This is a genomic window from Endozoicomonas sp. OPT23 (assembly GCF_009653635.1).
GTDB lineage: Bacteria > Pseudomonadota > Gammaproteobacteria > Pseudomonadales > Endozoicomonadaceae > Endozoicomonas_A.
Genome location: NZ_PPFD01000003.1, coordinates 573,148 through 585,842 on the forward strand (window position 1 = coordinate 573,148; position 12,695 = coordinate 585,842).

The window sequence follows — 12,695 nt, forward strand, 5'->3', positions numbered from 1 at the left end:
ACCTGGCTGCTGCCTCTCTGGAAATGATGACCCCTTTACACCACCTGATGACATAATTCAGCCTCAACGTTCAAGAGTAACTTTTTCTTCCTGCTGTGCCGCAAACAACTCTTGCAGAAGGATATTGACCTGAAACTGCTCCTGTTGAATCAGCACTGTGTAGCGACTGATGATGACGGCCTTTTGCTCGGAAACTGATTCCTTGCCAATGTTATCTGCAATGCTAGACGCGCTTTTGCCAATGTTATCGAAAGAATCGGTAAGACCACCAAGGTCAGATTTCTTCTTGTGCCTGTTTTCTTTTACTGTCTTCTTAACCCAGTGGTCACCCTTTTTATACTTGCCTGTCTCTACTACCACATCTTTGTCATCATTGTGGCCATAGGCCATCGCCTTAACGGTTTTACTCGCTTTCATCTGGGCCGTTCTGATTTCTACCGCTCTCAGCTCTTTATCCATTTTCTTCTGGAGTGTTTTGATTCTTTTTTGTCGTAGGGAAAGACGCTGTTCGATTTTGCGTACTTTGGCTCTGGCATCCAGACCTTTCAAAGCACTTGTATCCATAGGTTTGAGTGGTGCCGATAGTTCTTTCAGAATGACTTCGGTCGCGTTGGAGTCACAGGGAGATTCGGAATATTGAGTCGTGCCATTTTTCTGGCACTTATAGATAGGTTTTGCCTGAGTTGTCATGGCAGCCATTGCAAAGATGGCAACAGCCAGTGAGAGGAGCGTTTTCATATTGAGTTCCCTGTTTCCTGCGTTTCACCCAATATAGTCAGATGAAAGCATTGTATAGATTGCAGGGAAACTCGGTGTGCCAGTCGGTAAAATAGTCCGCTAAAGCTAAAAAAACATTATTAGCTTTCAGCCAGCCATTCCAGAGCGGCTTCTTTTTCATTCAGTTCAAATGTTCTGGCTTCAATACCCGGAAACAGCATATCAGCCCACTCAACAGCATGTGTGACCCAGGCTTTGTCAGTCACAACTGCTTTTTTGCTAATAGCTTTCAGGTGTGGCAATCCAAATTTAAGGTCTTCCCAAAGCGCTGAGAGCGAGATACCCTCCCAGGCAGCCATCTCAACATAAACCGCCAGTTTCTCATGCTGGTCAAACTTGGGCTCAATAGCACTGATGACCGGAATAATGTCATCCTTTTCGATCTTCCCTTCTACCTTCATTCCAATAATGTGGTCTGCAGGCATGTTCAGTATTTCGATCATTATTGCCCCCTTGGGAATCTACTCAAACAGAGCTTCCTGAATACTTTTCACATAGTTCAGGTTAGCCAGCTTATTCAGTATATCTTGATAATTTCTCTGACCAGTGTGACCAATGGCCAGATACTCTTTTTCACTACATTGTACCCGCCCACGTGAGTGCTTATACACGACTAAAGTCGGGTCAATTGCCATTACCTGATCAACCGCATTAATGTCATCCGGGATGCAGAATTCATAGGAAAGCGTTCTCAAACCATCAGAAGGTCCTTGTAAACCGTCACTGTTCAGCTGATTCAAATCAAACTGTATTTTATCTGATTTGTTGCTGAACCAATGAGCAGCCCGCCAATTACTTGAAGCACACCCTTGAAGCAATATAACCAGAGAAAGAAGCAGAACGGTACGCACCCGCATTGGTTCACCACTCATTATGTTTAGAGGCTGTTTGAAAAATAATCAGTTAACTGGCAACGACTGCATTATATATAACACCTACCCAGACTACTGTCGCAAGCACCAGTGCAAAAAAAACGGCTGCTGAACCCATGTCCTTAGCTCTGCCACTGAGTTCATGGTATTCATCGCCAATACGGTCAACTGCAGCTTCCACTGCTGAGTTCAATAACTCGACAATAATGATCAGGATGATGCTCCCGATCAGTGCCGCCTGTTCCAGAACAGACACAGGAAGGAAACTGGAAACAACAACACCAACCAATAGAAGAAACATTTCCTGCCGAAACGCTGCTTCATTTTTCCAGGCCGCCTGAATGCCTTTCCAACTGTACCCGGTAGCATCAATAACTCTTTGAATACCTTTCTTGCCTGGTTTCATGCCGATAGCTCGATAAAAATGAAAGATTATTGTAATCGTCAGTCGTTCATATCAATAGAAAAAACAGCACCCTAGTGCATCATCACTCAATCTACGAAAATACCGCTAATACACTCTTACTTACTGGCCAAGAACCAACTACCCTATAGGTCTTGCCCCTGAACCGTTAACTTTTTAAATAATTATATGAAGAACTCCTCAAACAAATACCTTCTAAGGTATGACCTGGCCTTTCTGGCAGGGTCCTTCCTTATTGTCATGCTTCTCAGCTCTATTGCCAGGGCCATTCTTTTAACCTGGAACTTTGAGCTGGCTCAGGATATTCCCACAGCAGATACATTGAATGCCTTTATTGTAGGCATGCGATTCGACATGATCATCTGTTCGGTGATCATGCTACCCATGGTGCTGGGTTTACTCCTGCCTTCCGGTCTTCGTCAACGGAAGATCTGGATGGCATGGTTGATCATCATGGGTTCAGTTATCACTTTTACCGCTCTTACTGAACCAACGTTCTATTATGAGTTTCATAGTCGTTTAAGCAGTATCGCTGTGGAGTATCTGAACGAAGACCCAACCACTGTCGTCAGTATGATTGTGAACGGTACACCAGCGTTTACTCTTCTGTTCGCCTGGGCACTTTCCATTGTTATTGTCGTCTGGTTATTCAAGGCACTCAACAAGGCGACCAGTCCTCAGGGCAAGAGCAACCTCAAAGGCTGGCTGGTTCGTATTCCCGTATTTCTGCTGGTTGCCGTCATTCTTACTGTTACCTTCCGTGGTGGCACACTGAGAAGCGGTGCTCCTCTGCGCTGGGGTGATGCTATTCACAGTCAGCATATTTTTGCTAACCATCTGGCATTGAATGGTCTTTATACTCTGACCAAAGCACTGGAAAGACGAGCTGACAAGAAAGAAGCTAATACCCATTGGCTCACAGCCATGGAGAACCAGAAAGCTCTGGATATCACTCGCCAGATGATCGTTCAGCCGCAAGATAAACTGCTGAACTCAAAAGAGCTGGCTCTGTTCCGGGAAACCTCTCCAGAGCAGCGTAAGCTTCCGGAAAACGTTAAGAACGTTGTTATCGTACTGATGGAGAGCTTCACCGCTCGTTACACCGGCTTTACCGACAACAGTTATAACATCACACCTTATTTTGATCAGTTGAGAGAAGAAGGTTTACTGTTCGACCGTGCTTTCTCAAACGGCACTCACACCCATCAGGGCATGTTCGCCACCTTTGCCTGTTTCCCCAATACACCGGGGAATGAATACCTGATGCAGAAGGAAGAAGGTGATACGCACTTCAGTGGTTACCCTGATGTGATGAGCAAGCTGGGTTATACCGAGAATGCTTATGTCTACAACGGCGCATTCAACTGGGATAACCAGGAAGGTTTCTTCCGCAAGCAGGGCATTACTAATTTCTTTGGTCGAGATCAAATCAAGAATGCCAAGTTTATCGACCCAACCTGGGGCGTTTCTGATCAGGATATGTTTGACCAGTCACTGATCGAGCTGGACAAAATGTCTGACACTGGCAAGCCTTTCTTTGCCATGCTGCAAACACTGTCTAACCACTTACCTTACACGCTTCCGGAACCACTGCCTGTTGAACCTGTTAAGAACAAGGATGGCTCTGTTAACGAACGTCTGACGGTTATGAAATATTCTGACTGGGCGCTGGGTAAGTTCTTTGAACAGGCTAAAGAGAAAGGCTGGTACAAAGATACCCTGTTTGTTTTGTTAGGCGACCATGGTTTTGGTACCAATAATCTGGTTACCACAATGGACCTGATGCGTTACCACGTGCCTGTGCTGATGATTGCACCGAAAATTCGTGAATCCGTAGGCACAACCAATTCTAAGACCATGTCTCAGGTAGACGTTGTGCCGACCGCAATCAGCCTTCTGGGTAAATCTTTTCCACAGCACTGTTGGGGTAGGAATACTCTGGCCCTGCCTGAGAATGACCCTGGGTTCGCGATTGTAAAACCTTCTGGTAACGACCCGCTGGTTGCTATGATTGAAGGCGATAAAGTGATGATCAAGGAACCCAATCTCAAACCTGAGCTGTTCAAAAACCTTGATCTGGGAAGCCAGCCTTCTGTAACCAGAGTTGAGAAATCAGCCGATCCTGAAACCTATAAATCCATGAAAGAGAGAATGTCTGCGTATATTCAGACAGCTCTTCGTAGCCTGAATAACAAGGCTGTTGGTGATAAGCCAGGCTTAAGACCAATCGAAGAAGATAATAAATAAACGCCATTAAAAAAGCCGGTTCACATGACCGGCTTTTTATTACCTGATTTACTCAGGTGGAGATAACTTCAGCACTCAGGCGAAAGGGCTAATGCCTACTTTCTTACGAATGTCTTTCAAGAAAGGCGCGGCTTGAGCTCTGGCCTTTTCAGCCCCTTTTCTCAGTTCTGCTTCAATAAAGGCCGGGTCTTCCATCAGAGCGTTGTAACGCTCACGGGGCTCTTTCAGCACGTTATTGATGTATTCAAACAGTTCATTTTTCAGTTCCCCCCAACCTGCACCTTCAGCGTACTGTTGGCGTTTGGCAGCAATCTCGGCTTCACCCGCAAAAGCAGAAAAGATCTGGAACAAAGTACAGGTGTCCGGATCTTTAGGTTCACCCGGCTCCAGAGAGTTGGTCTTAATCTTACGAATCAGCTTGAGCAGTTTCTTTTCACCCACGAACAATGGAATCGTGTTGTCGTAGCTCTTGCTCATCTTACGACCATCGAGACCATTGAGTACCGCAGTGTTCTCACCCACAACCGCTTCCGGCATCACAAACTTTGTTTTGTAGTGATGATTCATACGCCCGGCAATATCACGGGTCATTTCGATGTGTTGAATCTGATCACGGCCAACAGGTACGCGATTGGCATTGAACATTAAAATGTCGGCAGCCATCAGGATTGGGTAGTTAAACAATCCCATCAACACACCCTTATCAGGGTCCGCTTCACCGGCATCAAGATTACCCTGAACCGCTGCTTTATAGGCATGAGCACGGTTCATCAGACCTTTGGCGGTCATACAACCTACAATCCAGTTCAGCTCCATGATTTCAGGAACGTCAGACTGACGGTAGAAAGTCACTCTGTCGGTATCAAGACCCAAAGCCAGCCAGGTTGCCGCAATCTCCAGTCCGGACTGATGGATACGTTTAGGGTCACGACCTTTAATCAGGGCATGGTAATCCGCCAGAAACAGGTAGGACTCAATATTGTCACTGAGACTTTCTTCAATTGCAGGTCTGATAGCCCCTACATAGTTACCCAGATGAGGCGTTCCGGTCGTGGTAATACCTGTTAAAACTTTGGTCTTGGTCATGGTCAACTCATGGGCGTGCGGGCATTCATTGGAAATGCCCTCAAAAACTGGAAACGGGCATTATAGAAGAGCCTGTTACATAAGCTCAACAACCCTTAGAGAGGTTATAAGAGCCGATAAGGTTTATCGACTCTCCATTTAACACGCAGTTTTAAGCAGTGGTCTGCACTAACTCTTCGTTTTGATGAACAATTTTTCGTTCACTAAGTATTTTAAGTCTTAGAGTCAGGAAGACCGCAGAGATTGTCAGAGCGATGACCAGGCCTATCCACAAACCATGAGGTCCCATAGGCTCAGTGATCAAATCTGTCAGACCCAGCGTATAGCCCAGAGGCAACGCAATCCCCCAACAGGCGATAAAGATAATGACCATTGGAATCTTGGTGTCTTTATAACCTCTCAAAGCGCCATTGGCAGCCACCTGAACACCATCGGCATACTGGAACACAGCCGCAAAAAACAGGAGTTCCGCCGCCAGAGTCAGCACTGCCGTATCGCTGGTATAAATAGAAGCAATCTGTTCAGCAAACATCAACATTCCAGCAGCAGAAACCGTCGCTGTAATCAGGGTTGCAGCAATACCTGAAAAACTGGAGAAGCGAGCGGCTTTCATGTCACCTGCACCAATAGCCTGTCCCACACGAATGGTTATACCTATTGAGAGACTAAGCGGCACCATAAAAGCCATGCTGGCAAAGTTCAGAGCGATTTGATGACCTGCAACTGTGATAGCACCTAATTTACCAATCACCAAAGCTACTGCAGAGAAGATACTGGCTTCAAAGAAGATACCCAACCCCATTGGAATGCCCAGTCTCAGTAAGTCTTTGATGGCATTCAGGTCTGGCAGTTCGAGTGTTCTGAACATGCCAATGGCCTTATGACGTTCATCAAAATGTACATAACAGAACATCATTATCGTCATGACTATAAAGCAGACAGCTGTCGCATAACCACAACCGACACCACCCAACTCAGGGAAACCAAACTTGCCGTATATCAGCACATAATTAAGCGGGATATTAATAAGCAGTCCGGCAATGCTGATAAGCATGGCCGGTTTGGTGATCGACCTGCCTTCGCAATAACTGGTCAGTACGTTATACAAACAATAAGCCGGTATACCCCAGCTGACAGCCTGAAGGTAATCTGCAGTAATACCGGTCATTGACGGGTCAAGCTGCAAAAAATTCATCAATGGTTCGGGGGTCAGCATAAACAGCACAATGGCTGCACTTAGCAGAAGCGACATCCACATGGCCTGCCTGACCGGTGATGCAATCTGATCGCTTTTTCGAGCACCAAACAGTTGAGCTACTGTAGGTGTCACAGCCATCAAAGCACCTTTCACCAGCAGATAAGCGGGAATCCAGATACTGGTTCCAAGAGCTACAGCTGCAAGATCCATGGCTGAATATTGGCCCGACATACTGGTATCAATAAAGCCCATACCAGTACTTGCCAATTGCGCACCAAGAATGGGTCCAGCCAGATAGATAAGTTCTTTCAGTTCCTTAATAAAGCGCGAACCCAGAGAAGGGTTCAAGGACGGAGTTATTGTCATTTTTTCTCACAGGTGAATGTGCTTTCTGCCATACAGAATTGGTGCCGAAAGCCGCAATTATTTTAACCTGTCATTCATATGATTTGATATATAACCAAAGTCGTTATTATTCGAAAAAGTTCACAGTATTTTTACCTAGAGAGCGTTCTATTTGATCATGTCTTTTACTGGCAAATTTGCTAGTGTTATTCGATGCCTGAATTACCCGAAGTAGAAACCACCCGCCGTGGTATAGAGCCTCATATTATTGGTCAGACTGTTTCAGAAACAGTGGTTAGAAATGCCAGACTGCGCTGGCCAGTTCCTGATGACCTGAAACAGATTCTTGACCAGCAGACGGTTCGCTCTGTTGAGCGCCGAGCTAAATACCTGTTAATTCGAACGGATTCCGGAACGCTGATCATTCATCTGGGCATGTCAGGTAGCCTTCGAGTACTCAAGCAACCTCAAGCGCCTCAAAAACACGACCATGTTGATATCGTTTTCAGCAATGGTGTATCTCTCAGATACACAGATCCCAGACGGTTTGGAGCCGTTCTCTGGAGCAGCGATGATATCCACCAGCACGACCTGTTAAGTAAACTGGGACCCGAACCTCTCACAGAGGGTTTTACGGCACAAAGGCTGTTTCAATTGTCACGGAACAAAAGGCAGCCGGTAAAAACCTTTATCATGGATAACCATGTGGTGGTCGGTGTTGGAAATATCTACGCCAACGAAGCTTTGTTTAAATCAGGTATTCGCCCAGATCGCGCCTGTGGAAAGATATCGAAAGAGAGATACGAACGACTGACCATAGCAATCAAGGAAACTCTTGCCAAAGCCATTGAGCAGGGTGGAACCACTCTAAAAGACTTTGTCGGTGGTGATGGCAAACCCGGCTACTTTAAACAGGAGCTGGCCGTTTATGGTCGTAAAGGCGAACCTTGTATCAAGTGCAACACAACGATTGTCGAAACTCGCATTGGTAACCGTAGTACCTGCTACTGCAAAAAGTGTCAGAGATAGACACAATAAGCGAATTACTTTTGATTAAAGGAGATGTCGGAATAACGACATTTCCATAAGACCTATAGCGCCTGATTAATGTCAAAAACAAACTCAAAACACTTTCATAAGAACTTTGTCCCAGAAAACCGCTTTAAAGAAGCCCTTGGCCGATTCGTTTTCTGGCTGCTTGGCGGCTGGAAACTGGTTGGCGAGATTCCCAAAATCAATAAGTGCGTGATCATCGTCGCTCACCATACGTCCAACTGGGACTTTATTGTCGGTGTTGCGACCAAGCTGATTCTTCGATTGAAAATCCGGTTCTTCGCCAAACATTCACTCTTTGCTCCACCGCTTGGGTGGTTGATGAAAGGGCTTGGAGGCATTTCAATCAAGCGGGACAAGTCTATTAATCGAGTTGAGCAGCAAGCTGAAGCCATACGTGACGCTGATAACTTCGTACTGGTCATCGCTCCTGAAGGTACCCGTTCAAAAGTCGACCGCTGGAAAACCGGTTTTTATCATATTGCCCGCAAAGCGGATGTCCCTATCGTTCCCTGCTCCTTCGACTTTAAAAACAGACAGGTTATTTTTGGTGAGCCAATGATGATGTCCGGCGATCAGGAAAAAGACTTCCGAGACATGCACGAATTCTTTCTTCCCTATACACCAAAACATCCTGAACTGGGATGTAATGGACCTTTTGAGAAAGGTGATGTGAAACCATGATCTGGCGCTTTAGTCTTCTACTCGCTGCTTACCTGCCTCTGGCCGCACACTTTCTCAGAATGGGAGAGTGGGCAGCAGCTGTGCCTTTGGCCATTTTGCCTCTATTCGCATTAACTCTTAAAACCCTGGTAATACGTTTTCTGCAGGTGGTTCTTGTTTGCGGTGTCTTTCTTGTCTGGCTACCCACGGCCTATGAAATTGGTCAGATGAGAATAGCAACGGGACAGCCATGGCTAAGAATGGCGGCTATTATGGCCGGTGTTATGCTGTTCAGCCTTGCGGCTTCATGGTGTGCAGGCGGCATAAGAAAAGTGGACTCATAGACATAAGCGTATAAACCACATAGACTCGCTGCGTTGGTTGGGGTGTCCGGAAGACAGGCTTTTGGACTGAGAAATACCCATTGAACCTGAACCAGTTAATTCTGGCGTAGGAAACCGACGGTGAAACGGCAATCTTCACTCTCCTAATATTCCGGGAACCGTTTACCAGAAGGCTTTTCCACGTCAGTTCGGCAGGAGTACACCGAATCATGACACAGATGGAATCCAACCCGGAACCTAACAGTCTTTCCAGCCCTATAGCATTGACCATTGCCGGATCAGACAGTGGCGGTGGTGCTGGTATTCAGGCAGACCTGAAAGCTTTTTCTGCACTCGGCGCCTATGGCTGCAGTGTCATCACCGCCCTGACCGCTCAAAATACCGTTGGTGTGCAAGGTATCTTTGATGTCGACCCTGCCTTTATTGAACAACAACTGGATTCTGTATTTTCTGATCTCAATATTAAAGCCGTTAAGGTTGGCATGCTGTCGCAGCCTGAGGTGATTCGTACGGTTGCCCGAGCCGTAGAAAAATACAATGTTCAGCATCTGGTGGTTGATCCGGTGATGGTCGCTACCAGTGGTGATGTGCTGTTACAACAAGCTGCTATTGAAACGCTTAAAGATGAACTGCTGTCAAAAGCCAGCCTGATTACTCCCAACCTCCATGAAGCCGCCGTATTGCTGAACTGTGATGTGCCTGAATCCATGAGCCAGATGATTGATATGGTGACACCTCTGCTGCAGTTTGGCTCTAAAGGTGTTCTGCTGAAAGGTGGTCATTTAAGTGGAGATAAAGCCGTCGATTTTTATCATGACGGTGAAACACTGCACCGCCTTGAATCTGCATGGGTAAAAACCAGAAACACCCATGGCACTGGTTGTACTCTGTCGTCTGCTATCACTGCGCTCCTGTCTCGTGGTTTCACATTGGCTGAAGCCATTCCGGAAGCCAAAAAATACATTGCCGGTGCCATTGCTCATTCTGACCAACTTAACATTGGCCAGGGCAATGGCCCTGTTCACCATTTCTTCAGGAACTGGTGATTCATGTTTGATGTGAATCTAAAAGACGCCTCCCTGTCCTATGGTGACAGGGTCGTTTTCCAAAACCTCAACCTGACTCTTGAAGGCGGCCAGTGGACTTGTCTGCTGGGCGGCAGTGGCGTGGGTAAAACCAGCTTGCTGCGCTTTATTGCAGGGTTGTCCACAGCCAAAGGGTTGAAAACATCGGGAACGGTTCTCTGTGAAAACCACAAGGTTTTAGAGCATCGCTTTGCCTGGATGGCACAACAGGATTCACTTCTTCCCTGGTTCAATGTGCTGGAAAACGTGACGCTGGGCAGTCGATTAAGAAAGAGCATTTTCAGAAGAAACAAACTGTCACCAGAAGACAGAGATCGCGCTGAAGATATTCTGGCAAAAGTAGGTCTGGCGAAAAAAACGAACGAACTTCCTCAAAACCTTTCCGGAGGTCAGCGTCAGAGAGTGGCTCTGGCTCGCACGTTAATGGAAGACAAACCACTGGTATTGATGGACGAACCTTTCGGTGCACTGGATGCCATTACACGACTGAATCTTCAGGACCTGGCCTGTGAGTTATTACAAGACAGAACCGTGTTCCTGATTACTCACGACCCGCTGGAAGCTTTAAGACTGGGGCATCATATTTATCACCTTCAGGGAAATCCGGCGACACTGACCGAAGCGATCATGCCTCCAGGGAAAACACCACGGTCTCTGGAAGACCGGGAACTGATGACTTTACAGGGCGAGCTTCTTGAGCGCTTGCGTCAGGAAGAGGAATGCGCATGAAGCAGTTAAAACCTTTTCTGGTAGTGATCGCTCTGCTGTTGTTCTGGGAAGCCATTGTCGTACTGCTGGAAATGCCTGACTACATATTGCCCGGCCCTCTCGCCGTCTTTCAGAGTATGTATGAATATTCAGATATGCTCTGGGAAAATACTTTGGTGACCATGGCCGAAATGCTTATGGGCCTGGCGCTTGGAGTTATCTCAGGTGTTTTTCTGGCGATGGTGCTGGTTTATTTCGTTGCCCTTCGCCCATGGTTGCTGCCGCTGCTATTAGTCACTCAAGCCATTCCTGTCTTTGCTCTGGCGCCTATTCTGATGCTCTGGTTCGGTTATGGTCTGGCTTCCAAGGTAGTGATGACCGTACTGGTGATCTTTTTCCCTGTCGCGACCTGTTCTTATGACGGTCTTCGCCACACTCATCAGGACTGGCTGGATATGGCTCACACCATGGGCGGTAATCGCTTTACCGTGCTTCGTCATATTCGCTGGCCTGCAGCACTGCCTGCGCTGGCATCTGGATTAAGAGTTGCTGTGGTAGTAGCGCCCATTGGTGCAGTAGTCGGTGAATGGGTCGGCTCCAGTGCTGGTCTGGGTTATATGATGTTGCAGGCGAATGCACGGCTCTGGGTTGATCAGATGTTTGCTGCTCTGGCCGTTTTGGCGTTCTGCTCTGTGGGGCTGTATTTCGTAACTGATGTTGCTTTGAAGAAATTGATTCCATGGCAACCAGCTACTTAGTTTTTCATTTTCTTCCGGACTTCTGGTTTACCTTTCCGCTCAACTGACCCTCCGTGGTCAGATTCGCTAGCAGGCCATCCATGGCCTTTGAAAGGCAAACCTGAAGTCCTCCTTAAATAACAAAGAGTTTTGTATTACTTAAACAAACTGGAGGAGGTTGTTTTGTTGAAGAAATTTATTTGCCTGTTGGCAATGGTCTGTGTGCCATTAATGTCTATGACAAGTGCAGTTCAGGCAAAAGAAAGCGTTAAGAAAAGCCCTAAAGAACTGAGCCTGATGCTGGAGTGGTTTATTAATCCGGACCACGGCCCTATCATCATTGCTCAGGAGAACGGTTACTTTAAAGATCAGGGTCTGGACGTCACCATTCAGGAACCGGCTGATCCAAACCTACCACCAAAGCTGGTTGCTGCGGGCGATGTTGATCTGGCGGTTTATTATCAGCCAAGTCTGACTCACGGTGTTGCAGCAGGCCTGCCACTGGCATGGGCCGGTACTCTGGTGGCTACTCCTCTGGACGGAATTATTGTTCTGGATGAAAGTCCGATTAAATCCTTGAAAGATATGAAGGGTAAAACCATCGGTACCAATATCAATGGTACTGAAGCCGCTGTGCTGGACACTCTGTTCAAGCCTTACGGTTTTACATCTGAAGATGTGAAACTGGTGAATGTTGGCTGGAATATGTCATCTTCACTGATGAGTGGCCGTGTCGATGCCACCATGGGTGCTTATCGTAACTTTGAGCTGAACCAGCTGGCGATTGAAGATCATAAGGCTCGTATGTTCTTTTACGAAGAAAACGGCATTCCTCCTTACGATGAGCTGATCTTTATTGCCAACAAGAAGAAACATGACAAGAAGGCGATTCGCAAGTTCCTGCGTGCTATCGAACTGGGTACTCAGTTTATCGTGAACAACCCTCAGAAAGCCTGGGAGATTTTCCGTGATTCTTCTCCAAAGAAACTGGATAACGATCTGAATAAGCGCGCCTGGTTTGATACGGTTTCCCGCTTTGCTTTGCGCCCTGCTGCAAAAGACACTGGTCGTTACAATCGCTATGCAGCGTTTTTGAAAGAGACTGGTCAGTTGAAAAAAGTGCCTGAAGCCAAAACATATATGCTGGATCTCTAAC

At 46.7% G+C, this 12,695-nt stretch carries 14 protein-coding genes and 1 riboswitch; of the genes, 8 read left to right on the top strand and 6 right to left on the bottom strand.

The window, feature by feature from the left end; all coding sequences use genetic code 11:
• Positions 1-63: 63 nt before the first annotated feature.
• The 4 genes from EOPP23_RS08425 to EOPP23_RS08440 all read right to left on the bottom strand — a co-directional run bounded on the left by EOPP23_RS08425 (position 64) and on the right by EOPP23_RS08440 (position 2,055).
• A complete protein-coding gene (locus EOPP23_RS08425) occupies positions 64-738 on the bottom strand; it encodes a hypothetical protein (RefSeq protein WP_153765506.1) in 675 nt (224 codons plus the stop codon).
• Between the two features lie 119 nt (positions 739-857).
• The gene (locus EOPP23_RS08430) at positions 858-1,220 is read right to left on the bottom strand and encodes an STAS/SEC14 domain-containing protein (RefSeq protein WP_153765507.1); all 363 of its coding nucleotides are present in this window, start codon (positions 1,218-1,220) and stop codon (positions 858-860) included.
• 18 nt (positions 1,221-1,238) lie between these two features.
• Entirely contained in the window at positions 1,239-1,649 is a 411-nt protein-coding gene (locus EOPP23_RS08435; RefSeq protein WP_153765508.1) for a hypothetical protein, read from the bottom strand.
• Positions 1,650-1,680: 31 nt separating this feature from the next.
• Positions 1,681-2,055, bottom strand: a complete 375-nt coding sequence (locus EOPP23_RS08440; protein WP_153765509.1) for a diacylglycerol kinase — start codon at positions 2,053-2,055, stop codon at positions 1,681-1,683.
• A gap of 186 nt (positions 2,056-2,241) precedes the next feature.
• On the opposite strand from EOPP23_RS08440, the gene EOPP23_RS08445 reads away from it, so the two are divergent.
• Entirely contained in the window at positions 2,242-4,320 is a 2,079-nt protein-coding gene (locus EOPP23_RS08445; RefSeq protein ID WP_153765510.1) for an LTA synthase family protein, read from the top strand.
• Between the two features lie 75 nt (positions 4,321-4,395).
• On the opposite strand, the gene EOPP23_RS08450 is transcribed toward EOPP23_RS08445, so the two are convergent.
• Positions 4,396-5,406, bottom strand: a complete 1,011-nt coding sequence (locus tag EOPP23_RS08450; RefSeq protein WP_194842549.1) for a tryptophan--tRNA ligase — start codon at positions 5,404-5,406, stop codon at positions 4,396-4,398.
• 151 nt (positions 5,407-5,557) lie between these two features.
• On the bottom strand, positions 5,558-6,970 hold the full coding sequence (locus EOPP23_RS08455; RefSeq protein ID WP_153765512.1) for an MATE family efflux transporter: 1,413 nt from the start codon (positions 6,968-6,970) through the stop codon (positions 5,558-5,560).
• Positions 6,971-7,162: 192 nt separating this feature from the next.
• Between EOPP23_RS08455 and mutM the strand changes: the two genes are divergently transcribed.
• The 7 genes from mutM to EOPP23_RS08490 all read left to right on the top strand — a co-directional run bounded on the left by mutM (position 7,163) and on the right by EOPP23_RS08490 (position 12,694).
• Entirely contained in the window at positions 7,163-7,978 is an 816-nt protein-coding gene (mutM, locus tag EOPP23_RS08460; RefSeq protein WP_153765513.1) for a bifunctional DNA-formamidopyrimidine glycosylase/DNA-(apurinic or apyrimidinic site) lyase, read from the top strand.
• Positions 7,979-8,056: 78 nt separating this feature from the next.
• The gene (locus EOPP23_RS08465; RefSeq protein WP_153765514.1) at positions 8,057-8,686 is read left to right on the top strand and encodes a lysophospholipid acyltransferase family protein; all 630 of its coding nucleotides are present in this window, start codon (positions 8,057-8,059) and stop codon (positions 8,684-8,686) included.
• Entirely contained in the window at positions 8,683-9,009 is a 327-nt protein-coding gene (locus EOPP23_RS08470) for a hypothetical protein (RefSeq protein ID WP_153765515.1), read from the top strand. The genes EOPP23_RS08465 and EOPP23_RS08470 overlap by 4 nt, the downstream gene beginning before the upstream one ends.
• Positions 9,010-9,037: 28 nt before the next feature.
• Positions 9,038-9,139, top strand: a riboswitch (TPP riboswitch).
• Positions 9,140-9,218: 79 nt separating this feature from the next.
• The gene (gene thiD / locus EOPP23_RS08475) at positions 9,219-10,055 is read left to right on the top strand and encodes a bifunctional hydroxymethylpyrimidine kinase/phosphomethylpyrimidine kinase (RefSeq protein WP_153765516.1); all 837 of its coding nucleotides are present in this window, start codon (positions 9,219-9,221) and stop codon (positions 10,053-10,055) included.
• A 3-nt stretch (positions 10,056-10,058) separates the two neighbouring features.
• Positions 10,059-10,823: an ABC transporter ATP-binding protein gene (locus EOPP23_RS08480; RefSeq protein ID WP_153765517.1), complete on the top strand. Its 765-nt coding sequence runs from the start codon at positions 10,059-10,061 to the stop codon at positions 10,821-10,823.
• Positions 10,820-11,560 carry an ABC transporter permease gene (locus EOPP23_RS08485; protein WP_153765518.1) on the top strand — a complete coding sequence of 247 codons (741 nt, stop codon included), beginning with the start codon at positions 10,820-10,822 and terminating at the stop codon, positions 11,558-11,560. Before EOPP23_RS08480 ends, EOPP23_RS08485 begins: the two co-directional genes overlap by 4 nt.
• A gap of 165 nt (positions 11,561-11,725) precedes the next feature.
• Positions 11,726-12,694 carry an ABC transporter substrate-binding protein gene (locus EOPP23_RS08490; RefSeq protein ID WP_153765519.1) on the top strand — a complete coding sequence of 323 codons (969 nt, stop codon included), beginning with the start codon at positions 11,726-11,728 and terminating at the stop codon, positions 12,692-12,694.
• The last annotated feature ends 1 nt before the right edge of the window (position 12,695 follow it).

Coding starts and splice junctions, on each gene's coding strand:
- thiD (WP_153765516.1), top strand. CDS start 9,219: ATGACACAGATGGAATCCAACCCGGAACCTAACAGTCTTTCCAGCCCT.
- EOPP23_RS08455 (WP_153765512.1), bottom strand. CDS start 6,970: ATGACAATAACTCCGTCCTTGAACCCTTCTCTGGGTTCGCGCTTTATT.
- EOPP23_RS08440 (WP_153765509.1), bottom strand. CDS start 2,055: ATGAAACCAGGCAAGAAAGGTATTCAAAGAGTTATTGATGCTACCGGG.
- EOPP23_RS08445 (WP_153765510.1), top strand. CDS start 2,242: ATGAAGAACTCCTCAAACAAATACCTTCTAAGGTATGACCTGGCCTTT.
- EOPP23_RS08450 (WP_194842549.1), bottom strand. CDS start 5,406: ATGACCAAGACCAAAGTTTTAACAGGTATTACCACGACCGGAACGCCT.
- EOPP23_RS08485 (WP_153765518.1), top strand. CDS start 10,820: ATGAAGCAGTTAAAACCTTTTCTGGTAGTGATCGCTCTGCTGTTGTTC.
- mutM (WP_153765513.1), top strand. CDS start 7,163: ATGCCTGAATTACCCGAAGTAGAAACCACCCGCCGTGGTATAGAGCCT.
- EOPP23_RS08470 (WP_153765515.1), top strand. CDS start 8,683: ATGATCTGGCGCTTTAGTCTTCTACTCGCTGCTTACCTGCCTCTGGCC.
- EOPP23_RS08425 (WP_153765506.1), bottom strand. CDS start 738: ATGAAAACGCTCCTCTCACTGGCTGTTGCCATCTTTGCAATGGCTGCC.
- EOPP23_RS08435 (WP_153765508.1), bottom strand. CDS start 1,649: ATGAGTGGTGAACCAATGCGGGTGCGTACCGTTCTGCTTCTTTCTCTG.
- EOPP23_RS08480 (WP_153765517.1), top strand. CDS start 10,059: ATGTTTGATGTGAATCTAAAAGACGCCTCCCTGTCCTATGGTGACAGG.
- EOPP23_RS08465 (WP_153765514.1), top strand. CDS start 8,057: ATGTCAAAAACAAACTCAAAACACTTTCATAAGAACTTTGTCCCAGAA.
- EOPP23_RS08430 (WP_153765507.1), bottom strand. CDS start 1,220: ATGATCGAAATACTGAACATGCCTGCAGACCACATTATTGGAATGAAG.